This window comes from Actinoplanes sp. CA-051413 (assembly GCF_050955795.1).
In the GTDB taxonomy this organism is placed as follows: Bacteria; Actinomycetota; Actinomycetes; order Mycobacteriales; family Micromonosporaceae; genus Actinoplanes.
Map to the genome: position 1 here is coordinate 6888897 of NZ_CP192100.1, position 25456 is coordinate 6914352.

General features: G+C 70.8%; 22 protein-coding genes and 1 pseudogene. 11 read left to right on the forward strand and 12 right to left on the reverse strand.

What is annotated here, in order from left to right:
- Positions 1-58 precede the first annotated feature (58 nt).
- Entirely contained in the window at positions 59-1375 is a 1317-nt protein-coding gene (locus ACQP2Y_RS32425) for an SGNH/GDSL hydrolase family protein (protein WP_433719347.1), read from the forward strand.
- Positions 1376-1388: 13 nt separating this feature from the next.
- Here the strand turns inward: ACQP2Y_RS32425 and ACQP2Y_RS32430 are convergent, their stop codons facing one another.
- The 3 genes from ACQP2Y_RS32430 to ACQP2Y_RS32440 are packed head-to-tail and all read right to left on the reverse strand — an operon-like array spanning position 1389 to position 4504.
- Entirely contained in the window at positions 1389-2024 is a 636-nt protein-coding gene (locus ACQP2Y_RS32430; protein ID WP_433719349.1) for a CG0192-related protein, read from the reverse strand.
- 9 nt (positions 2025-2033) lie between these two features.
- Complete coding sequence (locus tag ACQP2Y_RS32435; protein ID WP_433719352.1) at positions 2034-3386, reverse strand: FAD-dependent oxidoreductase; 1353 nt, start codon at positions 3384-3386, stop codon at positions 2034-2036.
- 47 nt (positions 3387-3433) lie between these two features.
- Positions 3434-4504 (reverse strand): cation diffusion facilitator family transporter, encoded by a 1071-nt coding sequence (locus tag ACQP2Y_RS32440; RefSeq protein WP_433719355.1) that lies wholly within the window; start codon positions 4502-4504, stop codon positions 3434-3436.
- A 105-nt stretch (positions 4505-4609) separates the two neighbouring features.
- On the opposite strand from ACQP2Y_RS32440, the gene ACQP2Y_RS32445 reads away from it, so the two are divergent.
- The 6 genes from ACQP2Y_RS32445 to ACQP2Y_RS32470 all read left to right on the forward strand — a co-directional run bounded on the left by ACQP2Y_RS32445 (position 4610) and on the right by ACQP2Y_RS32470 (position 7397).
- Positions 4610-4945: an ArsR/SmtB family transcription factor gene (locus tag ACQP2Y_RS32445; protein ID WP_433719358.1), complete on the forward strand. Its 336-nt coding sequence runs from the start codon at positions 4610-4612 to the stop codon at positions 4943-4945.
- Between the two features lie 97 nt (positions 4946-5042).
- Complete coding sequence (locus tag ACQP2Y_RS32450; RefSeq protein WP_433719361.1) at positions 5043-5387, forward strand: hypothetical protein; 345 nt, start codon at positions 5043-5045, stop codon at positions 5385-5387.
- Entirely contained in the window at positions 5384-5827 is a 444-nt protein-coding gene (locus tag ACQP2Y_RS32455; RefSeq protein ID WP_433719363.1) for a MerR family transcriptional regulator, read from the forward strand. Before ACQP2Y_RS32450 ends, ACQP2Y_RS32455 begins: the two co-directional genes overlap by 4 nt.
- Positions 5811-6287, forward strand: coding sequence for a hypothetical protein (locus ACQP2Y_RS32460; RefSeq protein ID WP_433719366.1), 477 nt, complete (start codon positions 5811-5813; stop codon positions 6285-6287). The genes ACQP2Y_RS32455 and ACQP2Y_RS32460 overlap by 17 nt, the downstream gene beginning before the upstream one ends.
- 28 nt (positions 6288-6315) lie before the next feature.
- Positions 6316-6651, forward strand: coding sequence for a YnfA family protein (locus ACQP2Y_RS32465; protein ID WP_433719368.1), 336 nt, complete (start codon positions 6316-6318; stop codon positions 6649-6651).
- A gap of 26 nt (positions 6652-6677) precedes the next feature.
- Positions 6678-7397 carry a sulfite exporter TauE/SafE family protein gene (locus ACQP2Y_RS32470; RefSeq protein WP_433719371.1) on the forward strand — a complete coding sequence of 240 codons (720 nt, stop codon included), beginning with the start codon at positions 6678-6680 and terminating at the stop codon, positions 7395-7397.
- Positions 7398-7413: 16 nt separating this feature from the next.
- On the opposite strand, the gene ACQP2Y_RS32475 is transcribed toward ACQP2Y_RS32470, so the two are convergent.
- The 4 genes from ACQP2Y_RS32475 to ACQP2Y_RS32490 all read right to left on the reverse strand — a co-directional run bounded on the left by ACQP2Y_RS32475 (position 7414) and on the right by ACQP2Y_RS32490 (position 11232).
- Positions 7414-8580, reverse strand: a complete 1167-nt coding sequence (locus ACQP2Y_RS32475) for a winged helix DNA-binding domain-containing protein (RefSeq protein ID WP_433719374.1) — start codon at positions 8578-8580, stop codon at positions 7414-7416.
- A 184-nt stretch (positions 8581-8764) separates the two neighbouring features.
- A complete protein-coding gene (locus ACQP2Y_RS32480) occupies positions 8765-9367 on the reverse strand; it encodes a hypothetical protein (protein WP_433719377.1) in 603 nt (200 codons plus the stop codon).
- Positions 9364-10269, reverse strand: a complete 906-nt coding sequence (locus ACQP2Y_RS32485) for an ATP-binding cassette domain-containing protein (protein ID WP_433719380.1) — start codon at positions 10267-10269, stop codon at positions 9364-9366. Before ACQP2Y_RS32485 ends, ACQP2Y_RS32480 begins: the two co-directional genes overlap by 4 nt.
- A gap of 24 nt (positions 10270-10293) precedes the next feature.
- Positions 10294-11232 carry a PrsW family intramembrane metalloprotease gene (locus ACQP2Y_RS32490; protein ID WP_433719383.1) on the reverse strand — a complete coding sequence of 313 codons (939 nt, stop codon included), beginning with the start codon at positions 11230-11232 and terminating at the stop codon, positions 10294-10296.
- Between the two features lie 67 nt (positions 11233-11299).
- On the opposite strand from ACQP2Y_RS32490, the gene ACQP2Y_RS32495 reads away from it, so the two are divergent.
- From ACQP2Y_RS32495 to ACQP2Y_RS32510, 4 genes are all read left to right on the forward strand, one after another.
- On the forward strand, positions 11300-12556 hold the full coding sequence (locus ACQP2Y_RS32495; RefSeq protein ID WP_433719385.1) for a PP2C family protein-serine/threonine phosphatase: 1257 nt from the start codon (positions 11300-11302) through the stop codon (positions 12554-12556).
- Positions 12553-12912: an STAS domain-containing protein gene (locus ACQP2Y_RS32500; RefSeq protein WP_433719388.1), complete on the forward strand. Its 360-nt coding sequence runs from the start codon at positions 12553-12555 to the stop codon at positions 12910-12912. The genes ACQP2Y_RS32495 and ACQP2Y_RS32500 overlap by 4 nt, the downstream gene beginning before the upstream one ends.
- Positions 12913-12919: 7 nt before the next feature.
- Entirely contained in the window at positions 12920-15871 is a 2952-nt protein-coding gene (locus tag ACQP2Y_RS32505; protein ID WP_433719391.1) for a glycoside hydrolase family 2 TIM barrel-domain containing protein, read from the forward strand.
- 78 nt (positions 15872-15949) lie between these two features.
- Positions 15950-16303 (forward strand): ester cyclase, encoded by a 354-nt coding sequence (locus tag ACQP2Y_RS32510; RefSeq protein WP_433719394.1) that lies wholly within the window; start codon positions 15950-15952, stop codon positions 16301-16303.
- Positions 16304-16619: 316 nt separating this feature from the next.
- Here the strand turns inward: ACQP2Y_RS32510 and ACQP2Y_RS32515 are convergent, their stop codons facing one another.
- From ACQP2Y_RS32515 to ACQP2Y_RS32535, 5 genes and pseudogenes are all read right to left on the reverse strand, one after another.
- A complete protein-coding gene (locus ACQP2Y_RS32515) occupies positions 16620-17597 on the reverse strand; it encodes a hypothetical protein (protein WP_433719397.1) in 978 nt (325 codons plus the stop codon).
- Positions 17598-17935: 338 nt separating this feature from the next.
- Positions 17936-19102 (reverse strand): annotated as a pseudogene (locus ACQP2Y_RS32520) (cupredoxin domain-containing protein); the annotation flags it as partial.
- Positions 19099-23010 carry a ThuA domain-containing protein gene (locus tag ACQP2Y_RS32525; protein WP_433719400.1) on the reverse strand — a complete coding sequence of 1304 codons (3912 nt, stop codon included), beginning with the start codon at positions 23008-23010 and terminating at the stop codon, positions 19099-19101. The gene ACQP2Y_RS32525 and the pseudogene ACQP2Y_RS32520, both read right to left, overlap by 4 nt.
- Before the next feature lie 18 nt (positions 23011-23028).
- Entirely contained in the window at positions 23029-24027 is a 999-nt protein-coding gene (locus ACQP2Y_RS32530; RefSeq protein ID WP_433719403.1) for a multicopper oxidase domain-containing protein, read from the reverse strand.
- 1155 nt (positions 24028-25182) lie between these two features.
- Complete coding sequence (locus tag ACQP2Y_RS32535) at positions 25183-25380, reverse strand: hypothetical protein (protein ID WP_360544681.1); 198 nt, start codon at positions 25378-25380, stop codon at positions 25183-25185.
- Positions 25381-25456: the final 76 nt, after the last annotated feature.

Below are 25456 nucleotides of genomic sequence, written 5' to 3' on the forward strand. Positions count from 1 at the left end.
TCGATGTCTTGACACCTCCGCCGGGCTGAGCTGGGCTGGTCCGGAACGGAGGTCGACGATGACTGCATCCCTGCGACTCCGGCGCCTGTGCGCCACCGCGATCGCCACGTTCGGCGTCGCGACCCTCACCCTGACCGGCTCGGCCGTCGCGGCCGACCGGCCGGCCGCCTGGACCGGCACCTGGAGCACGGCCGTGACCGGCGCGGCCACCCCACCGATGCCGCAGACCGTGTTCGAGAACCAGACCCTGCGCCAGATCGTGCACACCAGCATCGCGGGCCGGTCCCTGCGGGTGCGGCTGTCCAACGAGTACGGCACCGAGCGGCTGGTAATCGGCGAGGCGCGGGTGGCCCGCAGTGCCGGCGGTTCCCAGCTGCTGGCCGGCACCGACCGCAGGCTCACCTTCGGCGGGCGCTCCTCGTTCAGCATCCCGCCCGGTGCGCCCGCGCTCAGCGATCCCGTGGCTCTGCCCGTACCGGCGCTCTCCGATCTTGTGGTGAGCATCCACCTGCCGCAGCGCACCGCTGCCGCGACCGTGCACGGCTCCGCGTTCCAGACCAACTACCTCGCGGCCGGCAACGTCACCCGCTCCCCCGCCCTGACCGGCGCCACGACCATGACGTCCTGGCACTTCCTCTCCGGCGTCAGCGTCGCCACCCCGCCGCGAGCGGCCTCGGTCGTGGCGTTCGGCGACTCCATCACCGACGGCGCGATCACCACGGTCGACGCCAACCACCGCTGGCCCGACTACCTGGCCCGCCGGTTGCAGGGGCAGGCCTCGCTGCGGCACCTGGGCGTGCTCAACAAAGGCATCGGCGGCAACCGCCTGCTGTACGACGGCAACACGCTCCCCGACCCGGTATTCGGGGGGCTCGGGCCACTCTTCGGCGACAGCGCGCTGAGCCGCTTCGACCGTGACGTGCTCGCCCAGCCGGGCGCCCGCGCGGTGATCGTGCTGCTCGGCATCAACGACATCGGCCAGCCGACCTCGATCGCCCCACCGTCCGAGGCCGTAACTGTCGACGAGTTGATCGCCGGCTACCGGCAGCTGATCGCCCGGGCCCACGAACGCGGCCTGCGGATCATCGGCGCCACCATGACGCCGTTCCAGGACACCACGATCACCGGCTACTACAGCGCGGAGAACGAGGCCAAGCGGACCGCGGTCAATCGGTGGATCCGCACCAGCGGCGAGTACGACGGCGTGATCGACTTCGACTGGGCCGTCCGGGACCCGGCGCAGCCATTGCGCATCCTTGCCCGCTACGACAGCGGCGATCACCTGCACCCCAACGACGCCGGGATGCAGGCCATGGCGGACGCGATCCCGCTGCGACTGCTACAGGTGACCGGCGACCGGGCAGCGGCTCAGTGACCCGCCGCACCCGTCAATGCCGCGGGGTGGCGTAGGCCAGCGGTACGGGTAGCGGCTCGTCGCCCCACATGCCGGTCAGCACCGGGCCGGTGACCCGCTGGCTGGTGCCGACGCGGCGCAGCACGGCCAGCTCCACGTCGTCCGTCACGATCACCGTCGGGTCCTCGTCGACGACCCGGTGCACGGTGCCGGCGGCCGGGACCGGGGCATCCCCGGTCCCGCTGCCGCTGACGGTCATGGCCGGCGCACGGGTCTCACGCCGGCCGTCGACCTCGAAGTACTCCTCCGCCTGGGTGCCGCCGGCGTGGATCACCCGCGCCAGCACCGCGGCGTAGACCGGGTCGCAACAGGCGTCGTAGACCCAGCGGCGGCCCAGGGCCGAGTGCTCGGTCGTGCCGATCAGCCACTCCTCGGCGCCGTCCAGGGGTGCGTCGCGATACGTGACCGGGACCTGCAGGACCGGGCCGTCACCGGCGCGGACCAGCATCGTCTCCACGCCGACCGCGCCGGCCGGGTCGTCGAAGCGGAAGGCCGAGACCCGGGTCACCTCGCCCTCCGGCGGGCCGGCGAACCACGGGCGGCCGGGCAGCCAGCCCGCCAGCAGCTCAAGCTTGGTCGGGGTCAGATCCGCTCGGTGCAGCAAAGCCATCCGCTGAATCTAGAGGATCGACCCTGAGGCCGCAGAGCTGCCCGCCACCTTCCGATCACGACGGGCGGCGCGGAGGACCTTGACGACCATGGCCGGCCGGAGCAGCGCGGACCCGGGCGCGAGCAGGTGCTGCACCCGTACGACCTGCCGGATGACCTCCGGCGAGACATGGGTGGCCCGGAAGATCTGCCGCTGGTACCAGTGCGTCAGGGCCAGCCCGCGGGGCTTGGGACCCTGGGTGCCGGGATAGGCGAAGTCGGTCGTGGCAGCCATCTCCCAGGCGACGGCGATCGGCTTCGCGCTGCGGCGGTAGAAGTCACGCGCCATCGCCACCTCGGAAGCGCGGTGCCGATCGAGACACTCCGCCAGCGTGACCGCCTCCAGCGCGGCCACCGTCATGCCGTGCCCGTACACGGGATTGAAGCTGCACAGCGCGTCGCCCATGGCCACGTACCCCGCCGGTATCCGCCGCAGCCGTTCGAAGTGCCGGCGCCGGCTGGTCGGATAGGTGTAGGCGACCGGGTCGGTCAACGGCTCACCGGTACGCAGCAGCTCGGCGATCGTGCCGTCCGGCAGGCTCTCGGCGAAGCGCTGGTAACCCTCGGGATCGGTGGGGGCCTGCTCGCCGTGGAAGCCGCCGAGGGTGACCAGCCACCGGTCGCCCTCGACGGAGAACGCGGCGCCGTAGCGCTGGTGCTCCGGCGGGCTCTCGGCGAGCACGATCATCCCGGGCCCGGGCAGGCACTGCGGCCGGCCGCTGACCAGGCGGGTCGTGTAGTGCACGCGTACGGTGATCACCGACTCCGGTGGGCTCGGAAAGCCGAGGTCGTGCAGCCAGCGGTCGGAGCGGCTGCCGCGACCGCTGGCATCGACCACCAGCTCGGCCTTCCGCTCCCGGCCGCCGGCCAAGGTCACACCGGTGACCCGCTCGCCGGCCCGGCCGGTCAGCCCGCCCACCGCGGTCTCGTCGAGCACGCTCACCTGCGGCAACGCCCGCACCCGCCGCTGCACACAGCTCTCCAGCAGCGGCCGGCTCATGGCGAGCATCGTGACGCCACTGTCGACCCGGACCCGGTAGCCGTCGAGCTGCCAGACGTGCGCGTCGCGGGCCACGTCGATCCACCGTGCGCCGAGGGCGAGCAGCTCGTCGGTCAGCCCGGGGAAGAGCTTCTCCAGGGCGTCCCGGCCGACCGCGAGCAGGGCGTGCGGGTGGGCGCTCTGCGGAACGCCGCGGCGGCTGTCCGGCCCGGGCGGCAGCCGGTCCCGATCGACGACCGTCACCCGGTCGAACCGGTCGGCCAGCACCCGCGCGGCGGCCAGACCGGCCATGCCGGCCCCGATGACCACGGCATCGTCGCCCATCCCTCGATGGTGGCACTTCAGCCCGCCAGGGTCCTATCCGGAATCCGTCAGTGCCCTACCGCGGGCGAGGACAGGCGGTCGCGACGGTGCTGGGACAGGTCGGTGTGGTGGCTGTCGCCCGGGTGGCTGGCCGGGTCCACGTGCACGGTCGCGCCGGTCAGCCGCGGCACCCGGTGGGTCAGCTGATGCTCGGCATCCGCGGCGATCTCGTGCGCGGCCAGCAGGCTCAGGTCGGCATCCACCACCACGGCCGCCTCCGCGTGCATCCGGTGCCCGATCCAGCGCAACCGCAGCCCGGACACGTCACGGATGCCCGGAACCGCCCGCAGCGATTCCTCGGCCCGGTCGACCAGCTCCGGATCCACCCGGTCCATCAGCCGCCGGTACACCTCCCGGGCGGCGTCCTTGAGCACAAACGCGATCGCCGCCGTGATGGCCAGCCCGACGGCCGGGTCGGCCCAGCGCCAGCCGACCCAGGCACCGGCCGCCGCGACGACGACCGCGAGCGAGGTGAAACCGTCGGTGCGGGCGTGCAGGCCGTCGGCGACCAGGGCCGCCGAGCCGATGCGCCGGCCGACACTGATGCGGTAGCGGGCGACGATCTCGTTGCCGACGAAGCCGATCACGCCGGCGGCCAGCACCCACGGCAGGTGCGTCATGGTCTGCGGGTGCAGCAACCGGTTGACCGCGGTCCACCCGGCGGCGATCGCCGAAGCGGCGATCACCAGCACGATGACAATGCCGGCGAGATCCTCGGCCCGGCCGAAACCATAGGTGTACGCCCGGGTCGCGGCCCGGCGGCCGAGCAGGAAAGCAATACCCAGGGGTACGGCGGTCAGCGCGTCAGCGACGTTGTGCAGGGTGTCGCCGAGCAGCGCCACCGAGCCGGAGAGCACGACGACGCCTGCTTGCAGGGCCGCGGTGACACCCAGCACGACCAGCGAGATCCACAGGGCACGGAGTCCTTCCCGCGACGACTCGAGCGCCGAGTCGACCTTGTCGGCGCTGTCGTGCGAGTGCGGGGTGAGCTGGTGGCGGAGGCGCTCCCACCAGTTGTCGTGGTGGCTGTGATCGTGGTCGTGCTGGCTGTGGTCGTGCTGGTGGTCGTGGTCGACCATCGGTGCTCCCCTGCCGTTCTGGTGGTCCGTGCCTCCCACCGATAATATGTGCTCATGTACGCACGCGACAACGGTGCAACTGCCAGTGACCTGCAGGAACCACTCATGAGCGACGCCGTGATCCAGGCAGCGACGGTCACGCTCGGGATGCTGGCCGACGGCACGAGGCTGCGCCTGATGGCTGCTCTGGTCGACGCGGAGAGCGACGTGACTGCTTTGACCCGGCTGGTCGGTGCGGCTCGTCCGGCCGTGTCGCAGCATCTTGGCAAACTGCGCCTCGCCGGGCTGGTCCGGGCCCGCCGCGACGGTCGCCGGTCGGTGTACGCGGTCACGGACCCGCACGTACGCCGCCTGGTGGTCGAGGCGCTGCGGATGGCCGAGCATCGGGTCTCCGACCGCCCAGCCCACCACGCGAGCGCACCCGTCCCCTCCCCGCGCTGATCCCGATCCGCCCACCACCCGAACGCCTCAGTCCCGCGCCACGACAAGGCCCAGTCGAGTTGTATCCGGTACCTAGGTACGGGTTTACCGTCGGACCATGACCGGAGAAGACCAGGAGTGGGTGTCCGAGGCGTGCACCTTGCCCACCATCGACCAGCCGCTGCGGCTGGCCGAGTTCGACGACCTCTTCGCCACCGCGCTGCGTGATCAGCGGCGGCTGTCGCCCACTGTGCTGCGGTGGCGGCTCGACCCGGCCGCCGAGCCGGTGGCCCGCGACCTCACCGCCCGGGAAAGCTCATGCTGCTCCTTCTTCACGTTCACCTTCACCGCCGCCGGTGAAGGTGAGCATGAAGCAGTGAACCTCGACGTACAGGTGCCGCCCGCGCAGATCGCCGTGCTGGACGCGCTCGCCGGCCGGGCAGTCGCCGGGATGGCCGCGTGAGCGGCCTGCGCAGCAGTGTGGTCGCCGCGGCCGCGGGGGTGAACCTCCAGACGCTGCGCTACTACGAACGCCGGGGCCTGCTCGCCGAACCGGACCGCAGCCTGGGCGGGCACCGGATGTACCCGGCCGAGACGGTCACCGTGCTGCGGGTGATCAAGGCGGCGCAGCGGCTCGGCTTCACCCTCGAGGAGATCGCCGACCTGCTGGAGACCGGCCGGCACCGGCACGGGCGAGGCGCCGATGCCGGGCTGCAGTCCCGGGCGCAGGCCAAGCTCGCCGAAGTGGAAGCCAAGATCAGCGACCTGCAGATCATCGCCGGCACGCTGCGAGCGGCCGTCGACGCCGGCTGCGACGACCTGGTGACGTGCGCCGCTCAGCCCTGCTGCCCGATCCCGTTCGCCACCATCGCGGTAGGAGCCCCGGATGCCGATCCCCGCTGACCCCGCCCGCCAGCTTCTGCCGCCCAGCCCGACCGGCCCTGCCGACCGCGCACACCCTCTGCCGCCGCCCGGCCTGACCGGCCCCGCTCACCGCACCAGCGCAGTGCCGCTCGCCAGCCCGACCGGCGGCACCCGCCCACTGCCGACGCCCTTAAGCCCTGCCGGCCCCGCTCACCGCACTCGCCGACTGCCGCCCTCCGGCCTGACCGCCCGCACCCGCCGACTGCTGCCGCCCGGCCTGACCGGCCTCGCCGCCCTCGCCTGCGCAGCCTGCTGCGCCATCCCGCTGCTCCTGACCGCCGGAGTCCTCTCCGGCGCAACCTGGGCCGTAGCCGTGTCCTGGCTGCCCGGCACCGCCGCAGCACTCACCGCCCTGGCCGCCGCCGCCTGGTGGCGCACCACCCACAACCCCCACCGCGCCCGTTGCACCGGCGGCACCTGCTCTTGCGCCACCCCGTGACCACTCCGGTACGGATACCGTGGCCAAGGTGATCATCGCCCGTTCATTGCTGCTCTTCGTCCTGGCGGCCCTCGCCGAGATCGGCGGCGCCTGGCTGATCTGGCAGGGCTGGCGCGAACACCGCGGCCTGTGGTGGATAGCCGCCGGCGTGATCGCTCTCGGCGCGTACGGTTTCGTGGCCTGCCTTCAGCCTGACGCCAACTTCGGGCGGATCCTGGCCGCCTACGGCGGCGTCTTCGTCGCCGGCTCGCTGGCCTGGGGCATGGTCGTGGACAAGTTCCGCCCGGACCGGTGGGACGTGATCGGCGCCGGCATCTGCCTGGTCGGCGTCGCCGTGATCATGTACGCCCCACGCGGTTCCTGACCGGCCGCGACTACAGTCGGCAACCGATGGAGACGTTGGCGCTCGCGGCCGCCGCGGCGTTCCTGCTGGCATTGCTGTCCGCCGTGACCGGGTTCGGTGGTGGGGTGCTGCTGCTGCCCGTCTTCACTGCCTTGTTCGGGCTGCGGGTCGCGGTGCCGATGCTGACGCTGGCGCAGTTGTCGAGCAACGGCAGCCGGCTGTGGCTCAACCGCCGGGACATCCGGTGGCCGCTCGTGGGCTGGTTCGCGCTCGGCGCTGTGCCGTTCGCCGTGGGCGGTGCCGTCCTGCTGAGCCACGCCCCGCTGAGTCCGCTCAAGCGGGTGCTGGGAGCGTTCCTCATCGGGGTGGTGGCCTGGCGCCGGCTCCGCCCGCGCCCCGGCCGGCCCGGCGACCGGGCGTTCATCGGTGTCGGCGCCGCGTCCGGATTCGGTTCGGCGCTGCTCGGGTCGGTGGGCCCGCTGACGGCGCCGTTCTTCCTGGCGTACGGGTTGACGCGCGCGGCGTACATCGGCACCGAGGCCGCCGCCGCACTCACCCTGCACCTGACCAAGACGGCCGCATACGGCGCCGGTGATCTGCTCACCGGGCGGATCGTGCTCTACGGCGCCGCGCTGACGCCGGTTGTCATGGCGGGCGCGTGGACCGGCCGGAGGATCGTCGCCTCGATCAGCGACCGGGTGTTCGTCGCGCTGGTCGAGGGCGGGCTGGTGATCGCCGGATTGCTCTTCCTGACCGGACTCGCCTGAGCGCCTACGCCGGCTCCTACGCCGGGTCCGGTCGCATGGCCGGCGACCGGTAGAGACTCGGAACCCGGAAACCACCAAGCCAAGCAGTCAACCGAGCCGCCTCCACATCAAGGCACCGGCGACCAGCAGCCGACACAGACTCCAGCAACCTCACCCTCACCACACCAACCTCGTCCTGCACCCAGCTACCCACAGCACGCCCATCGACCCAAGCGGTCGCGCCCGCGTTCCCCCGGTTGTCGAAGAGCTGGTCGCGGTGCGGCCCGAGGTAGAAGTCCCGCCGCTGCCACCCCATGACCGTCGGATCGAGAACCGGCAGCAGCGCCGCCCACGGTCCCGGGTCGGGCACTTCGTCGAGGTCGTCCGGCAACAGCCAGCCGGTGTCGCCACTGTCGAGCGAGACCGCGACAGCACCGACCTCCCCGAGCGCCGCCCGCACCACGCTCCGGGTCGCCCCGAGCCACCAGACAAGGTCGTCCTCAGTGCCGGGTCCGAAGGTGTACAACGAGCGGCGCACGATCTCGCGATAGCCCTCAGCCGCACCGCCGATCGCCGGAACGTCGGTGAGCCAGTGCCGCATGAGAGTCCAGCGCGGCCGGGACGTGTACCAGCCTGCGGTGTTGACGCCCCGCACGATGTCGGCGGTGGCCCCGAGGTGGGTCAGCACCCGGCCCGCCGGCGACAGTCCGCCGGCCCCCACGGTCGTCTTCACGTCGATCAGCGGCACCGCCTGCCGGATCTCCAGCGCCGAGCGACCGTCCGGGGCGTCCGCGAGCGCGGCGATGACCTCGGCGCGGGCGCGGTCGATCCAGTCGTGCCCGTCCTCGGCGAGTCCGGCCAGGACGGCGTCCTTGGCGATGCGGGCCCGTTCGGTGCCCGCGACCCGGGCGGACGCGCTGGACCAGACCGCCGGCAGCAGGTCGCGCGGGACCACGAAGAGAGTGCGGCGCATGGCCAGCTGCTTGACCAGCGTACGGTCGGCGTAGAGCGCCCGGTCGACGTCGGCGATCTCGATCGACCCGGCCCGCGCCCAGCACGACAGGTAGACCGTGGCCGGCTCGGTGGCGTGGAGCACGGTCATCGCCCGCGTGACGGAATCCGGAGAATCGGCCCGGAACGCGGGCGCCAGCGCGTGCCGGACCCCGAGCCGGGCGCGGCGCTCATGATCAGACACGTGACGCATCGAGCCATGCTGCCACGAAAAGCCGTGCTGCCATGAGAGGCCGTGCTGCCGTGAAAGCCCGTGCGGCCGTGAAAGCCCGTGCGGCCGTGAAAGGCCGTGCGGCCGTGAAAGCCCGTGCGGCCGTGAAAGGCCGTGCGGCCGTGAAAGCCCGTGCGGCCGTGAGAGGCCGTGCGCCGGGGACCGGTCAGTCGCCGGTGAGGTCGCGGCGGATCGCGACCGCCGCGCCGATGATCGTCGCCAGGGTCCAGCCCAGCAGGATCAGCAGCTTCTGGACGTCGCCCGAGGCCGCGTCCAGGTAGGCGGAGAACGGCAGTGGCTCCTGGAGCTTGCCGTACATCGCCTCGACGAAGATGATCCACGCCACGAAGCCGACGAACAGCATGGTCGCGCTGCGGGCGATGGCCGCCGCGGCGGCGCCGAGCACCGCCATGATCGGCGCGACCAGCAGGGTGATCAGGTATCGCTCGCGGTTGCCCTGGATGAGCACGATCAGACCGCTGATCGCGGTGAAGCCGAAACCCACGATCACGGTGGTGATCAGCTGGCCGATCAGCACCCGGATGCGCCGGGGCCGGGCCAGATACAGCAGTACGGCGGTCCGGTGCTGGAAGTGCTGGGAGACGCCGGTGACGCCGAAGCCGAACGCGCCCACTCCCGCCAGCAGCGCCCAGAAGTCGGAGCCGATCATGCCGAGGATGGTGCCCAGGCCGGTGAAGATCGCGAGTGACAGCGCGCTGGAGCGGATCGTCGAGAGGCGGTAGAGCTCGCTGCGTACCACGGCGATCATGGGACGGCCTCCTCGACGGCGGAGGCCGGGGCGCTGACCAGGCCGAGGAAGATCTGTTCGAGGTTGGGGGCGTCGGTGGCCAGTTCGTAGATCGGCACCTGAGCCTCGAAGGCGAGCTCGCCCGCGTCCTCCGGCGTCAGCCCGATCACCTCCAGGGCGTACCCGTCGGTGTCGACCTGGGCCCCGGCCTCCTCGAACACGCGCCACAGCAGCTGCGGATCGCGGCCGCGGATCCGCAGCCGCGCCGACTCCGAGCCGTACAGTTCCGTCAGCGGTGCCGCGTAGCGCACCGTGCCGTCCGCGATGATCACGACGTCGTCGATGAGCTGGGCCAGCTCGGCGAGCAGGTGGCTGGAGATCAGCACCGTGCCGCCGTTGCGGGCGTGCTCGCGCAGCAGCTCACGGAGCCAGGCGATGCCCTCGGGGTCCAGGCCGTTCGCCGGCTCGTCCAGGACCAGCACCGACGGCTCGCCGAGCAGGGCGGTCGCCACGGCGAGCCGCTGGCGCATGCCGAGCGAGTAGTCGCCGCAGCGCTGCTCCGCGGCGTCGTCGAGGCCGACCTGCGCCAGCAGCGGGTCGATCCGGGCCCGGTCGGCCCCGGTGAGCAGGGCCTGCGTCACCAGGTGGGCCCGGCCGCTCTGCCCGGGATGGCTGATGCCCTGCTCCAGGACGGCCCCGACCTGCCGGGCCGGATCGCTCAGCTCCTGGTAGCGCACCTTGTTGATCAGCGCCATGCCGGACGTCGGCCGGGTCAGGCCGAGCAGCATCCGCAGCGTCGTGGTCTTGCCGGAGCCGTTGAGCCCGAGGAATCCGGTCACGCGCCCGGGCACGGCGGAGAACGTCACGTCGTCGACGGCACGGACCCGCCCGTAGGACTTGGTCAACCCGATCACTTCGATCATCGCGCGCCATCATGACAGGCCGTGTCACCGATAGGCGGGGATCTTCCACAGCACGGCCCGGGCTTCCTGGTCGGCGTGCCGCCGGACAGCGAGCAGCCAGCCGATACCGACCAGCGACACGACGAGCAGACCACCCCAGGACAGCGCGGTGAAGAGATGGGTCTGGCCGGCGGTCGGCTGCGGCTGATAGCCGCGGTCCAGCAGGGAGAACTGGTACGGCGTACCGGTCAGCACCAGCGTCAGCAGCAGGGCGATGCTGTGCATGCTGTCCCAGAGCGCGTGCAGGGCAGAAACTCCGAGGTACGCCAGCAGCAGCCGCCAGGTCAGCGCGAAATGCTCCCGGCCGCTCGCGGAGAACAGCACGCCGCCGAGGATGGCCGTCCACAGGCCGTGGCCGACGGGAGCGAGCAGCCCGCGCAGCAGCTCGGTCTGGACCAGCTGCATCAGCGACAGCCCCTGCTCGGTGAACAGAGCGGTGAAGGCGTAGCCGGCCGATTCGAAGGCGGCGAAGCCAAACCCGACCGAAGCGCCCAGGATCAGCCCGTCCGCGGCGTACTTGTGCTGCAGTCTGCGGGTCAGGACGGCCAGGACGGTGAGCTTCGCGGCCTCCTCGATCAGGCCCACGCCGATGAACAGGCCCGGTGAGGGGTGCAACAGGTAGGACTCCAGCAGCGAGGCCGCCAGCACCCCGAGCACCCCGCCGGTGACGAACGTGCTGAACAGCAGCTCGGCGGTGACCTCACCGCTGTGCCGGCGGCCGAAGGCCCAGACCACGAAGGACACCGGTACGAGGAAGCTGCCCAGCAGGACGAGGGTCGGGATCAGATTGGGGTTGCCCGTCACGAAGGTGACCGCGACCGTGAGGATCCACAGCACCAGGCCGGTGAGGAACACCCGCAGCCAGGTCCGGCGGCGTCTCGGAGCCGGGTGGACGGCCCGCTCGGCCGTGCTGACGTCGTCCATGGTCTTCTCCTCGTGTTCGGCTCGGCCCGCCGCATACCCACGCCGGCGCGGATCTACGCTGGTGCCCATGGGCGAATCGGAGGAGTCGCGGTGGTTCGAGGCACTGCGGCAGCTGCTGGACCGTTCTCACCTGTGGACCCCTGAGGACGTACCGTCGTCGCTCGATGCCGTGGTCGCTCCGCTCGGCCTCCGGGCCCGGATCTGGTTGGTCGACCATGAGCAGGTCGCCCTGCGGGCGCTGGTCGGGCCGGGTGCGGAAGCGCCCGATCCGGTGTCCGTCGACGGTTCGCTGCCGGGCCGGGCGTTCGCGCGCGTCGAGTCGACGCCGGCCCTCGGTGGCCGGGACGGTGTCCGCCGCTGGTGGGTGCCGATGGTCGACGCCACCGACCGGCTCGGCGTGATCGAGTTCGTGGTGACAGAGGACGCGGACGCCGAGGACCGGGAGCTGGTCCGGCACTGCGAGTTGCTCGCTGGTCTCGTCGGGCATCTGATCGCCTCCGTGACCACGCGCGGTGACCACATCGACCGCGTCCGCCGGACCCGGCCGATGTCGACGGCGTCGGAGCTGCTCGGGAGCATCCTGCCGCCGCTGACCTCCAGCACCGATCGGGTGGCGGTGAGCGCCATCCTGCAGCCGTGTTACGAGGTCGGCGGCGACGGTTTCGACTACGCCCTCACCGGCACCACGGCACAGCTGGTGATCCTGGACGCGGTGGGCCGGGGCCTGCGGGCCGGCCTCGCCTGCGCGGTCGCGCTCGCCGCGATCCGGACCACGCGCAACGCCGGTGGCCGGCTGGACGAGCAGGCGCGGGCCGCCGACGCCGCGCTGGAGGAGCAGTTCCCGGACACCCGCTTCGCCACGGCGGTGCTGGCCGAGCTGGACCTGCACACCGGAAGGTTGCGCTTCGTCAACGCCGGGCACCCGCCGCCGCTGCTGCTGCGCGGGGGCAAGCTCGTCCGCGAGCTGAAGGCGCCGGGGCGCATGCCACTGGGCATCGCCGACCCGTCGGCCGAGGTCGCCGAGCATTTCCTCGAACCGGACGACCGGCTGCTGCTCTACACCGACGGCGTCACCGAGGCACGGACCGCGGCCGGCGACCGCTTCGGGGTCGGCCGTCTGGTCGACCTGGCCGAGCAGCACGAGCGCGCCGGCCTGCCGGCCCCCGAGACCCTGCGCCGGCTGGCGCACGCCGTGGTCGACCATCAATCCGGTCCCCCGGCCGACGACGCCACCCTGATGCTGGTGCAGTGGTCCACCCCGGCGGCCCTGAACACCGTGCCGAAAGCCGGCCAAGCGACGAGAGAGGACGACGCCCGCTCATGACAGAGCAGATGCTCACGGTAACCGCGACCAGCGAGGGCCCGGTCACGGTGTTGTCCGCCGCCGGCGAGATCGATCATGACAGCCGGCAGGCCCTGGAGGACGCGGCCGAGGCGGCATTCCAGGACGGCTGCCGGTGGCTCGTCCTCGATCTCGGTGCGGTGACCTTCTGCGACTCCGGTGGCCTGAGCTTGTTCGTCGACCTGCACAAGAAGACGCTGGCACGCGGCGGGCAGCTGCGGCTGGCGGGCGTCCAGCCGGCGGTCACCGCGGTGCTGCTGGCCACGAACCTCGACCGCCTCCTGCCGGTGCACGCCACGGCCGCCGAGGCTGTTGCCGCTGCCACGCCCACCGGCTGAGCAGCCGATGACCGACCGGTATCACGAGGACCTGCGACCCGGGGAAGGGCTGTGCGGACCCCGGGCCGACGTCGGCTCGGACGCCGCGGCGCTGACCCTGGACGGCCCTTGGCGGTTCCACCTGGCCCCCACGGTCGACGCTGTCACCAGCGGCTTCGCCGATCCCGGCTTCGCCGACCAGAGCTGGGACACCCTCGCCGTTCCGGCGCATTGGCAACTGCACGGGTACGGCGCACCGGCGTACACCAATGTCCGTTATCCGTTCCCGATCGATCCGCCGCACGTGCCCGACGAGAACCCCACCGGCGAGTATCGCCGGGTCTTCGACCTGCCGGCCGGCTGGCCGGCAGGTCCCGCGGTGATCCGTTTCGAGGGCGTCGACTCCTGCTACAAGGTGTGGTTGAACGGCGAGGAGCTGGGCCACGCGAAGGGCAGCCGGCTGCCCGCGGAGTTCGCCGTCGGGGGCCTGCTGCGGCCGGGCCGCAACGTGCTGGCGGTACGGGTGCACCAGTGGTCCTCGGGCAGCTACCTAGAGGACCAGGACATGTGGTGGCTGTCCGGCATCTTCCGGACGGTCCGGTTGCTGGCCCGGCCCGAGGGCGGACTGGGCGACGTGTTCGTGCACGCCGCCTACGACCACCTCACCGGACACGGCACAGTGTCGGTCGACACCGACGTTCCGGCCCGGCTCACGATCGCCGAGCTCGGCCTGGTCGACGTGGACGCGGCCGGCCCGCACGTCATCAACCGGGTGGAACCGTGGTCGGCCGAGACACCCCGGCTCTACACCGCGCGGCTGGAGACCGGGACGGAAGGTGCCGACATCCGGATCGGTTTCCGTACGGTGGCACTGGCCGACGGCCGGTGGACGGTCAACGGGACACCCGTGTCGCTGCGCGGCGTCAACCGGCACGAGTGGGACCCCGACGCCGGGCGGGCCGTGCCGGTGGCGGTCATGCGCCAGGACCTGCTGATGATGAAACAGCACAACCTCAACGCCGTACGCACCAGCCACTATCCGCCGGCGCCGGAGTTCCTGGATCTCTGCGACGAGCTGGGCCTGTGGGTCGTCGACGAGTGCGACCTGGAGACCCACGGGTTCGCCGTGACCGGCTGGCGCGGCAATCCCAGCGACGACCCCCGCTGGGCACCCGCCTTTGTGGACCGGGCGCAGCGGATGGTCGAACGCGACAAGAACCATCCCAGCGTCATCGCCTGGTCCCTGGGCAACGAGGCAGGCACCGGACGCAACCTGGCCGCGATGGCCCACTGGATCCGCGACCGCGACCCCTCCCGCATGATCCACTACGAGGGCGACCGGGACAGCAGCTACACCGACTGCTACAGCCGCATGTACGCCTCCCCGGACGAGGTCGCCACGATCGGCCGCGGCGAGGAGCCACCGACCCGCGATCCGGCCGCCGACGCGCACCGCCGGTCCCTGCCGTTCATCCTCTGCGAGTACGCGCACGCCATGGGCAACGGTCCGGGCGGGCTGGCGGAGTATCAGCGGCTCTTCGACACGTACCCCCGATGTCAGGGTGGCTTCGTCTGGGAGTGGATCGACCACGGCATCCGCCAACCGGTGCCGGGCGGCGAGGGGCACTATTTCGCGTACGGCGGCGACTTCGGCGAACCGCTGCACGACGGCAACTTCGTGGCGGACGGCCTGGTGTTCCCGGACCACACCCCGTCACCGGGCCTGCTCGAACTCAAGAAGGTCAGCGAACCGGTCAGGCTGACCGTCGATCCGGGCCTGGCTGAGGTTCAGGTCAACAACAAGTACGACTTCAGGAACACCTCACACCTGGCCTTCGACTGGGCTGTGCAGGAGCATGGCGTCACCCTGGCCGAGGGCAGCCTGACCGTGCCGGTCGCCCCGGCCGGCGCTCAGGTCACCGGCCACCTGCCGGAGTTGCCCGCCGCGGGCGTAGACACCTGGCTGACCGTTCGGGCCTTGCTGGCCCACGACGAGCCGTGGGCCCCGGCGGGCCACGAGATCGCCTGGACCCAGGTGCAACTCCCGGCCCGCGCGCAACCCACCCCCCGAAAGACCAGGCATCCGGTACGGACGGACGACAGCGGACTGGTACGAGTCGGCACGGCCAGGTTCGACCCACGCACCGGTCTGCTGCTGAGCCTGGACGACCGAGTTCCGGGACCGGATGGTCGAGCTCGACCCGGAAATCAACCGGGCCTACCGGTGACCGGCCCGCGGCTGGACCTGTGGCGCGCGCCGACGGACAACGACGCCCCACCCCGGGATGTCCGCGACGCGGTGGCGAGCGAATGGCGCAGGATCGGCCTGGACCGCCTGCAGCACCGCGTCATCGACCTCGGCGCGGACGGCGACACCTTCGTGGTCCGCACCCGGGTCGCCCCGGCCGCCACCGACCTGGCAGTCCTCGCCACCTACCGCTGGACGGCCGCGGACGACGGCGTGACGCTGTCGGTCAACACCGAGCCGGTGGGAGCCTGGAGCGGCGTACTGCCCCGGCTGGGTCTGCACCTGGCCGGCCCGGCGGACCTGGACGTGGTGGAGTGGCTCGGCGACGGCCCGGGCGAGGCGTACGCCGACAGCCGGCAGGCGGTGCGGTTCGGCCGGTACCGCCTCCGGGTGGACGAAATGCAGACGCCGTACGTCCATCCCCAGGAGAACGGCAACCGCACCGGCGTGCGCTGGGCCCGCATCACCGCACCGGACGGCAACGGTCTGGAGATAAGCGGCCACCCGACGTTCGAGCTGACGGCGCGGCGCTGGACGAGCGCGGACCTGGCCGCGGCCCGGCACCCGTACGAGCTGAAGCCGTCCGACCGGGTGCACCTTAATGTTGACCTCGGCCAGAACGGGCTCGGGTCCGCCTCGTGCGGGCCGGGTGTGCTGCCGGAGTACCAGTTGGCGGCCGACCGGGCCTACACGTTCGAGGTGCAATTCCGCCGGCTCAGGCCGACTCCCTGATCGAGGTCGCTCAGCCCGCTCGCTCGACGTCGACGCGGCGTGAACAATCCAGTCGCCATCAGATACGGGGGCACCTCGATGAGTCAAGGACCGGCCGGCACCAGCGTCATGCGCTACTTCGACATGTGGAACACCGGCGACACCGCGATCGCTGACGAGATCCTGCATCCCGACTGGGTCGACCACACCCACCCGGAGGTCACCGGACCCGCCGCCGTCAAGCAAGCCGTCCAGGCCATCCGAGCCGCCCGCCCGGACCTGCACTTCACCGTCCACACCGTCCTGGGCGACGACGACCTCGTCGCCGTCGTGGGCTCCGTCGGCCGGCCACAACACCGCGGCGAGCCCGGCCGCCTGATCTGGTTGGTCCGCCCCGTCGACGGGCTCATGGCCGAGATGTGGACCTACCAACAGAACCAAGCATCACGGTGACGCCTTGATTCGCAGGCGATGATGGTTGGGCTGAGGCAGCCCGGGCCGGCCTGGCTCATCACAAGCCGGAGCGACCCTGGCCGGGCGGGTCGACCGCAAGCCGGACCAGCCCGGCCTGACGCAAGCCAGAGCAACCAGGATCGGCCGCGGCTTATCGCAAGCCGGAACGACCGGACCAGCCGCTGCCTACCTGAGCCGGAACAACCGGACCAGCCGCCGCCTACCTGAGCCGGAACAACCGGACCAGCCGCCGCCTATTCCGGGCCGGCAAGGCGGGCCGGCCCGGGCACCGTTCGATCCCCGGGCCGCGCGCCGGTCAGAGCCCGGCGTCTCCCGCCGCGTCCGCTTCCTGAACCGCCGAGGATGTCCGCGCCGCGGCGCGCTCCTCGCCCTTCGCCTCGCGCTCCGGCAAGCTCCGCTTGGCCGACACCCGAGCCGCCGCCAACCCCTGCTCCCCCGCGACGCCGCCGCGGATGCGGTTGTTCGCCGCCACCTTGGCCGCCGGCGTGTTGGATGTTGTCGTCAGCTTGCCGTCGATGATGTTGTCGTCAACATTCACCCCGCCTGTGGTGTTGGTGATGCTCACGTCACGCCCCCAGTAGCCACCTGAGGCGCATCCGTCCAAGGTGCCGTTCGGGCCCAGCTGGACGCCGCCGAGGTTGCCCGCGAACGTCGCCCGGCCGCGGACCGCGCTGCCGCAGATCACGCTTCCGGTCGCGCTGTTGAGGACCGACAGCGTGCCGTCGACGAACGAGTCGTGCACGTCGGTGTAGTAGCTGCCCGTCGTGCTCACGTTGCCGGTCACGTCCGTGTTGCGGTCGAGCCGGATCTCACCCGCGCTTGCGGTCACCGTGCCGTCGATGGCCGCGTTCTCCGCGAACAGGAAGCTGTCGTTCGTGGCGGATCCCTTGGGCCGTACCGTGATCGAGCCGGTTCCGGTGTCCTTGAGGAACACGCCGTAGCCGCCGGACGCCAGCTCGATGCCGCCGCCGATGGCGGTCGTGCCGGCGTCCAGGTAGCCGTCCGCGGCGACCTGGATCTCGCCGCTGATCCGGCCGCCGGTCACGACGAGGTTGGCGCCCGCGGCCACGCTGACGTTGCCGGTGATGGTCGTGCCGGTCAGCGCGCACGACTTACCGGCCGGCACCAGTAGGTCGTTCGGCACGGTCACCGCGCCGCCGGTGCCGACGCAGTGGGTGACCAGGTCGGCGCTGGCGCTGGTGGGGGCGATCGTCAGCGCCGCGGCGGTGACGACGGCAGTGACTGTGGCCAGCTTCGCGGCGGTACGTCTCATCGCTGTACTCCCTTGACGACGTCGGAGCGGGCCGCGGCCCGCACGATGGTTCCCTGCTGGCGGGCCGTGAGCCGGCCCGCGGCGACCAGCGGCGCCGTGACCGCTTCGACGTGCCGGACGAAGGCGGCGTGGGTCGGGTAGCCGGCGTGTTCGGCGATCAGGTCGTTGATCGTGCAGCCGTTGCCGGTGTCGGCGTTGGCGATGCCGGTGTCCTGATCCCCGATGATCACCGTGGCGCGGGTGTCCGGGACCGGGCAGTCGCCGGTCGTCGGCGGCACGACCGTGAAGTTCACCGATTTCTCCGCCGCGGCGTTCCCGGCCACGTCGGTGGCCCGGTAGCGCAGGGTGTGCGCGCCCGGTGCCCGGACGGCGACTGCTGACGTGTACGCCGTCCAGGCGCCCGAGTCGAGCGCGTACTCGATCGAGGCGACCCCCGATCCGGCATCCGAGGCCGTGACCGTCACGACCGCGCCGCCGTCCGCCTCGGTACGCACCGCGGCAGAAGTAACCGGCGGCGTGGTGTCAGGAACTGGCGCGGCGACCACGGTGAAACTGGCCATCTGCTCGGCCGAGATGTTGCCGGCGACGTCCGTGGCCCGGAAGTGCACCATGTGCGACCCGACCGTGTTGACCACGACCGGCGCCGTGTACGCCGCAAAGGCGCCACCGTCCACGTTGTACTCGATGGTCTTCACCCCGGACTCCGCGTCGGTGGCCGTGATGGTGACCGTGGCCTTGCCGACGTACTGCCCGGCGGTGTTACGGTCGCCGGTGACCTGAGAGGTGACCACCGGTGGAGTCGTGTCCTCCGCCGGCCCCGGCTCGACCACAGTGAAGGAGACCGAGCCGGCCGCCGAGGCGTTGCCCGCCTTGTCGGTGGCCCGGAACTGCACCGAGTGGTCACCGATGGCGTTCACCGTCACCGGAGCCGTGTACGGCGTCCAGCTCGTGTCGTCGACCTGGTACTCGACCGTGTCGACGCCCGACCCCGCGTCGGAGGCGGAGACCGTCACCGTCGCGCTGCCCAGGTAGTCACCGGCGGCGTTCCGCTCCCCCGAGACCTGCGCCGAGACAGTGGGCGCTGTGGTGTCCCCGCCTCCGCCGCCGTCGGTGACGACCAGTTCGCCGACCATCGAGCTGTGCCCCGGGATCGAGCAGAAGTAGCGGTACTTGCCCGGAGTCAGGGTGACGGTCGCCTGGTGCCGGCCGTTGTTCGTGTCGAACGGGCTGGCCAGGATGTTCAGGTTCACATCATGGTTGTAACCCTCGGTGGTGGTGTCGAAGGTGAGCGTGTGCGGCATGCCGGTGGTGTTGCCGGTGGCCGCGCTGTTCTCGAAGACGATCGTCGTCGCACCGGCGGTGGCCGAGGCGGGCGTCGACTTGTAGCGGGTGATGTCGTCGTCGGCCGTCCAGGTCAGGGTCCCCGCGGCGGCGGCCGGAGAGACCGCCACCGGGGACACCACGAGCAGGAGGCCGAGCAGCGCCACCTTGAAGAAGCGGATCATAGAGGCCTCACCCGGATGTTCTGGAAGTCCATCAGGTCGGTGTCGCTGTGGTTCTGCAGCCCGATGAAGCCGCTGGCGAACTGCCGCAGGTCGGTCGGCGGGTCACCGGCGCGGGAGGACTGCTTGCCGGGCGTGTTGTCGAACTCGTTGATGACCACGCCGTTGCGCAGGATCGTGTAGTGCTGGCCCACGACCCGCACCTCGTAGGTGTTCCAGACGTTCTTCGCGGTGACCCGGGCGTCGGCGAGCGTCACCGGGTCGAAGTTGTAGATCGAGCCGGTCTTCTGCGGTTCACCGGTGTCGCCGTCGTAGAGCTGGATCTCGTGCCCGCAGTAGATGGCCACCCATGCCTGCGACGTCCGGGCCGAGCCGGTGGTGCCACAGCTGCCCGGCGGGCGTTCCTCGAGCGGAATGCGCGGGTCCGGGAACCGGGTGAAGACGCCGCTGTTGGCGCGGGCCGTACCCGGTGCCACGTCCCGGAACTGGAGCTTGAGGGAGAAGTCGCCGAACGGCTTGGTGTACCAGAGCATCCCGAGCCCACCGCTGGACCGCAGGGAGCCGTCCGGCTGGATCGTGAACTGCCCGGCGGGCGCCTGTTCCCAGCCGAGCAACGACTGGGCGGTGCCGTCGTACAGCGGTTCGTAACCCTTGTGCCCGGGCCGGCCGACGGCCGATCCGGCCGCCGCACGAGTCAGGGCGCCGGCTTCGCGGCTGGTGAGATCGAGCGTACGGGTGACCGCGGTGACATGCCGCACGAAGCTGTCGTGGTCCGCCCAGTTGCTCTCGTCGTCGATGAGATCGTTGATGGTGCAGCCCTCACCGACCGTCCTGTTCGGAACTCCGGTGTCGGTCTGGTCCACCCACACCGTGGTGCGGGTGTCCGGCGTCGCACAGCCGACCGTCACGGCGACCTGCGTCGTCGCTGTCTCGCCACCTGCGTAGGTCACCGTCAGCTTGGCGGTGTACTTGCCGACCTTGGCGTAGGTGTGGCGCGGGTTGGCCTCGGTCGAGGTGCCGCCGTCACCGAACTCCCAGCGGTACGACAGTCCGCCGGACCGGGACCCGGAGAACGCGATGGTCAGCGGCTTGTTCTGGACGGCGACCGAGGACGCGGTGGGAGCCGGGGTCGGCGCACCGCCCTGATAGGTGATCCTGATCAGCTTCTGGTTGGCATGAAGGCTGAAGAAGCCGCCGCCGTAGTCCAGCAGATACAGCGCGCCGTCCGGGCCGAACTTGGCGTCCATCCAGCTCTGCAGCCGGGCGTCGCCGTTGCCGCTCGGGATGATGGCCCGCAGCGACTCACCGAAGACCGGCGGTGCCTGCCGGGGTACCCCGGCCGGGTCGACGGTGACAGCGACGCGGTTCGCGGCGTTCGACTGGTCGCCGATGAACCACTTGTCGTCCCAGTACTGCGGCCAGGCCACGCCGCTGGCGGTGTCCACCAGATCGCGGTGGTACGTCGGACCGGACATGATCGCCTGCCCGCCACCACGCAGGTACGGCTGGGTGTAGGTGGCGTCGGCCTTGACGTAGGTGGGGATGCCACTGCCGTCGGCCCGGGGCGGGAAGACGGGTCCGCCGCCGTCGGGCGCGTACCAGATCATGTTGTCGCGGGCCGGCGGGATGTCGACCAGGCCGGTGTTGCGCGGCGACTCGTTCTTGAGGTTGTCGCAGTCGTACCAGCCGGTCAGGACGGTGGCGTCGGTGCTGCTGCGGTCCCGGTACGGCTGCTTGTTGCCCATGCAGTACGGCCAGCCCTGGTTGCCGGCCGAGGTGATGATCGTGGCGGTCTCGTACTTTGCCGGGCCCAGCGTCGGACTGGGTGAGGCGGCGTCGGGGCCGACCCAGCCGGCGGTCAGCCACTGGCGTTCCGGGTCGATCGCGAGCCGGGCGATGTTGCGCACGCCCATCACGTAGATCTCCGGGCGGGCCTTGTCGGTGCCGGGCGGGAACAGGTTTCCGGCCGGGATCGTGTACGTGCCGTTGACCTCAGGATGAATTCGGATGATCTTGCCGGCGAGGTCGTTGGTGTTGCCCGAGGTCCGGCGGGCGTCCTGGAACGAGACGCCCTGGTACTCGGCGGTCCAGTTGTTGCCGGAGTAGCCGCTCGAGCCTTCCGACGAATTGTTGTCGCCCGAACCGACGTACAGGTTGCCCTGCTTGTCGAAAGCCATGCCGCCGCCGGCGTGGCAGCAGCTGTGAATCTGCACCGGGAACTGCAGCAGGTCCTTGCGGCTCGCCTGATCGATGGTCTGGGTCGCCTTGTCGTAGGTCAGCCGCGAGATGGTGCGCTGGCCGATTCGCTTCTCCCGGTCGATGGAGTCGTGCGGCATCCAGTAGACGTAGAGCCAGCCGTTGGTCGCGAACGACGGGTCGGGCACGATGCCGAGCAGACCCTCCTCGTTCTTGACCAACTCGGAGCCGCTGCCCCGGTTGCCCATGACCGGCAACGTGGTCAACAGCTTGACCTGTTTGGTTTTCGGGTCGTAGGAGTGGATCGTGCCGCACCCGAGGCCGACCTTGGGATCCGCCCAGTCGACGATCGGCCCGCTCGGGCAGGCGGCCTTGCCGACGTAGAAGACGGTGCCGTCGTCGGCGATGGTCAGCCCGTGCGGCTCGCCGATCTGGTCGAGCTCGCCGGTCTTGTTGGCCGCGGTGAGCCGTTCGACCTTGTAGTTGGCGGCGATGGTGGCCTGGCAGTCACCGCGTTCGACGCCGGTGGTCCAGCGCAGTGCGCCGGCGAGGTGCGTGCGGAAAGCGCCTTCGCCGTAGCTGCCCTCGGTGTGGCCCATGCCGGTGTAGAAGGACCGGCCGCCGTCGTAGTCGCGGCACCACGAGACCGGGTGGAACGGCCCGTTGGCGCTCGCACCGGGGTCGTAGAAGCGTTCCTCGACCTGCGCGACCGTGTGCACGGTGCCGACCGGGTTCGGATCCCAGTTGTACCAACGGTCGGCGCGCTTGACCGTCGTCGGCAGGCTCTTCGTGGCCGGGTGCTGCCGGTCGAGGATGTCCACGACCGCCTCGTTGACGCCGGGCGGCTGCGGTGCCGTCGTCGCGCCGGTGAACAGCCGTAGCTCGGCCAGCTGGATCAGTGGTTCGCCGCCGTTGGCGGTGATGTTCAGGCGGTAGTGCTTGTACTCGGCCGCGCCGGTGACCTCGAACTTGCGCATCACGAAACGGTCCGGGAACGTCTGCCCGGACCGCTTGTCCACATCGGACCAGGTCGTGCCGTCGGCGGAGCCCTGCAGCGTCCAGTCCTTCGGATCGCGTCCGACGAAGTCGTTGGCGGAGGTGAGCGAGTATCCGGTGACGGCGGTGGGCTTGTTCAGCTCGTAGGCGACCCAGGCAGTTGGTGTTCGCACCAGCCACTTCGTGTTCGCGTCACCATCACTCAGCTTCTCTTTGGTTTCGTTGGGCGTGTTCTCCCCGCTCGCGGTCACCTTGGCGACCGGCTCGGGCACCGGGACGCTGCCCGCGGGCCGGGTGCCGATCAGTCCGGTGAACCAGGCCGAGTCCAGCTGAGCGCTCGCCGCGTCGGCGATGCCCACGAAACCGTTGCCCGCCTTCACATAGCTCTGCAGCGCCGCTTCCTGCGGCCCGCTGAGCGCGGCACCGGCAGCCGACAGGAACACGACCGCGCGGTACCGGGCGAGCGTGGCGGGCGCGAACGTCGCCGGGTCGGTGGTCTCGGTGACGGTGATGCCGTCCGCCTGCCCGAGCTCCTTGATCGCCTGGGCCGCGCGGGCCACCGGATCCTGCTGCTCGGCGACCGGCCCGTGAAAGACCAGCACTTCCACGGCCACGGCATTTTCCCGTACGGCCGGAGCGGCGTGCGCGACCGCAGCCGACCCGCCCACCATGAGCACGGCCACAGCCAGTGCCCTCCGCAGGAGTAGTCCTCGTCTCATCCCAAGCCCCCTTGCTCGTCAGCCGTGCTGCGCTGTGTGGACGTGACCCTGAAAGCGATGGATGGCCTCCTCGGCACCGGGCGGCATGCTGCCGTCGGCGTTGCGGACCAGGAAGATCCCGGCCATCCCGCCGTCGGAGTGGAACTGCACGTGGCAGTGGTACATCCAGGCGCCGGGCCCGACGCCCTCGCCCGCGAGCACCTGGAAACCGAAGGAACTGCCCGGGTTGAGGTCCTTGTTGTCGATGACCTGAGCCGGATCAGCCGGACCTTCGAGCATGCCGGTGCGGTTGTCGGCCCAGCGATGCGCGTGCAGATGGAACGTGTGAAAGGTGCCGCCGTGCCCGATGGCGAGCCACTCGACGCGCTGCCCGAGATTCGCCTCGAACATCGGCGTGTCCGGCGCCATCCGGTTGTTGATCATCATGTCGTTGAAAACTACGGTGAACTGCTTCTCGGGCAGGATGTCGCCGCGCCGCCGGACGATCAGAGCGCCGTACAGTCCCTTGGCGACTCCGCCAGTGCCGTGATCGGTGCCCATCGCATGGTCGTGGTAGTGCCAGTAGCCGGCACTGCCGGGCATGAACCGGCGCCCCTCAGCGGCGAACATCTCCCGAGACCGCCACACGTAGGTGCGGGTCTCCCCCGGCTTGTTGAAGGAATCGTTGAGCGGGCTGCCGTCGGAATCGGTGCTGTAGTCGACGCCGTGCGGATGGATGGACAGCCGCTGGTTGGTCGTGTTGACCAGGGTGATCTCGAGGGTGTCGCCCTCCCACATCTCCAGCACCGGGCCCGGCACGGTGGCCTTGCCGGGGGCGAGTCCGTAGCCGAAAAGCCCGCCCGGCAACGCCTCGGCGTAGATGGTGACCTTGCGTGTGGCACCGGCCGCAGCCCGCGCCGGCTCAGCGCGCAGTGCAGCTGCACCACCGGCAGCTGAGGTCAACCCCAAGGCCCCACCGACGACCAGAGAACGCCGCGAGACGTTCTTCCGAGGCCAGCTGACAACGTTGTCTTCCATGCGTCTCGCCCACCTGTTCGCAACCGATCACGGGGTGCAGAAGATCGAGGGATGTCCACGGTGGGGCCGAGCTTTCCGCATCGACCGCCACGACTTTCGTCGGATGACAGCAATCTATGTTTGCCATCGACGAAAGTAAAGGTTACAAACCAAAAAGTCCGAATCCTGTGGGGTGGGCGTCACCTCGTCGAAATGCCCCTGAAATCGTCGGCGGTGCCTATTTCCGCAGCTGGATACGGGATTCGGACATGATCGACAGGCGTGGAAATCCGGGGCTTCGGCTCGCCTGACAGATCTTGGCAGCTCCCCGCCGGGGGCCACTGACGGGGGCACATGCGGGCGGAAGTCGACGTCGCGGGCGGGGTGTCCGCGTCGCGTTCGGCATGCCGGCGTGGGCGTGCGGGATGTCGGCGTAGGCGTGCGGGACGTCGGCGTGGGCGTGCGGACGTCGGCGTGGGCGTGGGCGTGCGGGACGTCCGTGTCGCGTGCGGGATATCCGCGTCGGCGTCCGGGACGCCGGCGTCGGATCACGCGGCGTCGTCCACCGCTCGCGCACGGCGGCCAACGATCGTCGTTGTGTTCCACGGCGCGGCGCGGCGTTCCAGGGCTGGCAAATCCGCCGGGTTTGTCGTTGCGGCGTGCCGGCATCCAAAGACGACAGATCAGCGACAGCCGCCGGTGGGCGCCGGTCCCCCCGTGACTGTTCGCATCGTCGCCTGGCGTCGTGTCGGCCTCTTCCACCGCCTCCACGCCCAGGTTCGGCAGGAGTTCAGGGCTTCCTGAGGTGACCTTCAGGCGCACCTCAGGAGAAGGTCGAACGCACCGCCCGAGGCGACAGGGAGACGGTCGGCGGTGCCAGCCGGGGTGGAGCAGCCGGTGGCCGAGCCGCCGGCGGAGACGTCCCGGCCGCGCGAGCGTGCGGGAACGCAACCAGCTGTCCGAGCCAGGCCGTCACGCCCGAAGCGACCGACCCGGTCGCGAAACCCGGCGAGATGACCTCACCAGCACACGAGATGATCGTCCCGTTCCAAGACGCACAGCAACCGCTGCGCCAATCGCGTGTCCGGCACCGGCGCACGAGACGATCGTCGCGCTTGAAGACGCCCAGCAACCACTGCGCCAACCGCGCTTCCGGCAGCGGCTTGGCGGCGACTTTCAGCTGTTGCGGACTCGGTTGTCCAGCGGCGCGGGCTGGCTGGCCCACCACTCCTCCGGCACCTCGGCATACAGCTCAGCAGCGACCGCCCGCAGGTGCGTCTCGATCGGCTGTCCCTTGTGCGCGTCGGCGAGGCCACTCAGGCGTACCTGCCATTGCGCGATCTTCTCCACGTTCACGCTGACCTGATAATCCATACGTTCACCTTAGGACGCGGCCGGCGTACCCATGGCGGTTCCGCGCATGGGCACCCGTCCGGGTGCCCCTCGCGGG

Excerpts from the sequence above, each read along its gene's own strand:
- ACQP2Y_RS32480 (WP_433719377.1), bottom strand. The coding sequence starts at position 9,367 with ATGATCGCCGTGGTACGCAGCGAGCTCTACCGCCTCTCGACGATCCGC.
- ACQP2Y_RS32535 (WP_360544681.1), bottom strand. The coding sequence starts at position 25,380 with ATGGATTATCAGGTCAGCGTGAACGTGGAGAAGATCGCGCAATGGCAG.
- ACQP2Y_RS32460 (WP_433719366.1), top strand. The coding sequence starts at position 5,811 with ATGCCGATCCCCGCTGACCCCGCCCGCCAGCTTCTGCCGCCCAGCCCG.
- ACQP2Y_RS32515 (WP_433719397.1), bottom strand. The coding sequence starts at position 17,597 with ATGAGACGTACCGCCGCGAAGCTGGCCACAGTCACTGCCGTCGTCACC.
- ACQP2Y_RS32440 (WP_433719355.1), bottom strand. The coding sequence starts at position 4,504 with ATGGTCGACCACGACCACCAGCACGACCACAGCCAGCACGACCACGAT.
- ACQP2Y_RS32485 (WP_433719380.1), bottom strand. The coding sequence starts at position 10,269 with ATGATCGAAGTGATCGGGTTGACCAAGTCCTACGGGCGGGTCCGTGCC.
- ACQP2Y_RS32490 (WP_433719383.1), bottom strand. The coding sequence starts at position 11,232 with ATGGACGACGTCAGCACGGCCGAGCGGGCCGTCCACCCGGCTCCGAGA.
- ACQP2Y_RS32445 (WP_433719358.1), top strand. The coding sequence starts at position 4,610 with ATGAGCGACGCCGTGATCCAGGCAGCGACGGTCACGCTCGGGATGCTG.
- ACQP2Y_RS32505 (WP_433719391.1), top strand. The coding sequence starts at position 12,920 with ATGACCGACCGGTATCACGAGGACCTGCGACCCGGGGAAGGGCTGTGC.
- ACQP2Y_RS32425 (WP_433719347.1), top strand. The coding sequence starts at position 59 with ATGACTGCATCCCTGCGACTCCGGCGCCTGTGCGCCACCGCGATCGCC.
- ACQP2Y_RS32500 (WP_433719388.1), top strand. The coding sequence starts at position 12,553 with ATGACAGAGCAGATGCTCACGGTAACCGCGACCAGCGAGGGCCCGGTC.
- ACQP2Y_RS32470 (WP_433719371.1), top strand. The coding sequence starts at position 6,678 with ATGGAGACGTTGGCGCTCGCGGCCGCCGCGGCGTTCCTGCTGGCATTG.
- ACQP2Y_RS32530 (WP_433719403.1), bottom strand. The coding sequence starts at position 24,027 with ATGGAAGACAACGTTGTCAGCTGGCCTCGGAAGAACGTCTCGCGGCGT.
- ACQP2Y_RS32510 (WP_433719394.1), top strand. The coding sequence starts at position 15,950 with ATGAGTCAAGGACCGGCCGGCACCAGCGTCATGCGCTACTTCGACATG.
- ACQP2Y_RS32450 (WP_433719361.1), top strand. The coding sequence starts at position 5,043 with ATGACCGGAGAAGACCAGGAGTGGGTGTCCGAGGCGTGCACCTTGCCC.
- ACQP2Y_RS32495 (WP_433719385.1), top strand. The coding sequence starts at position 11,300 with ATGGGCGAATCGGAGGAGTCGCGGTGGTTCGAGGCACTGCGGCAGCTG.
- ACQP2Y_RS32475 (WP_433719374.1), bottom strand. The coding sequence starts at position 8,580 with ATGCGTCACGTGTCTGATCATGAGCGCCGCGCCCGGCTCGGGGTCCGG.
- ACQP2Y_RS32435 (WP_433719352.1), bottom strand. The coding sequence starts at position 3,386 with ATGGGCGACGATGCCGTGGTCATCGGGGCCGGCATGGCCGGTCTGGCC.
- ACQP2Y_RS32525 (WP_433719400.1), bottom strand. The coding sequence starts at position 23,010 with ATGAGACGAGGACTACTCCTGCGGAGGGCACTGGCTGTGGCCGTGCTC.
- ACQP2Y_RS32430 (WP_433719349.1), bottom strand. The coding sequence starts at position 2,024 with ATGGCTTTGCTGCACCGAGCGGATCTGACCCCGACCAAGCTTGAGCTG.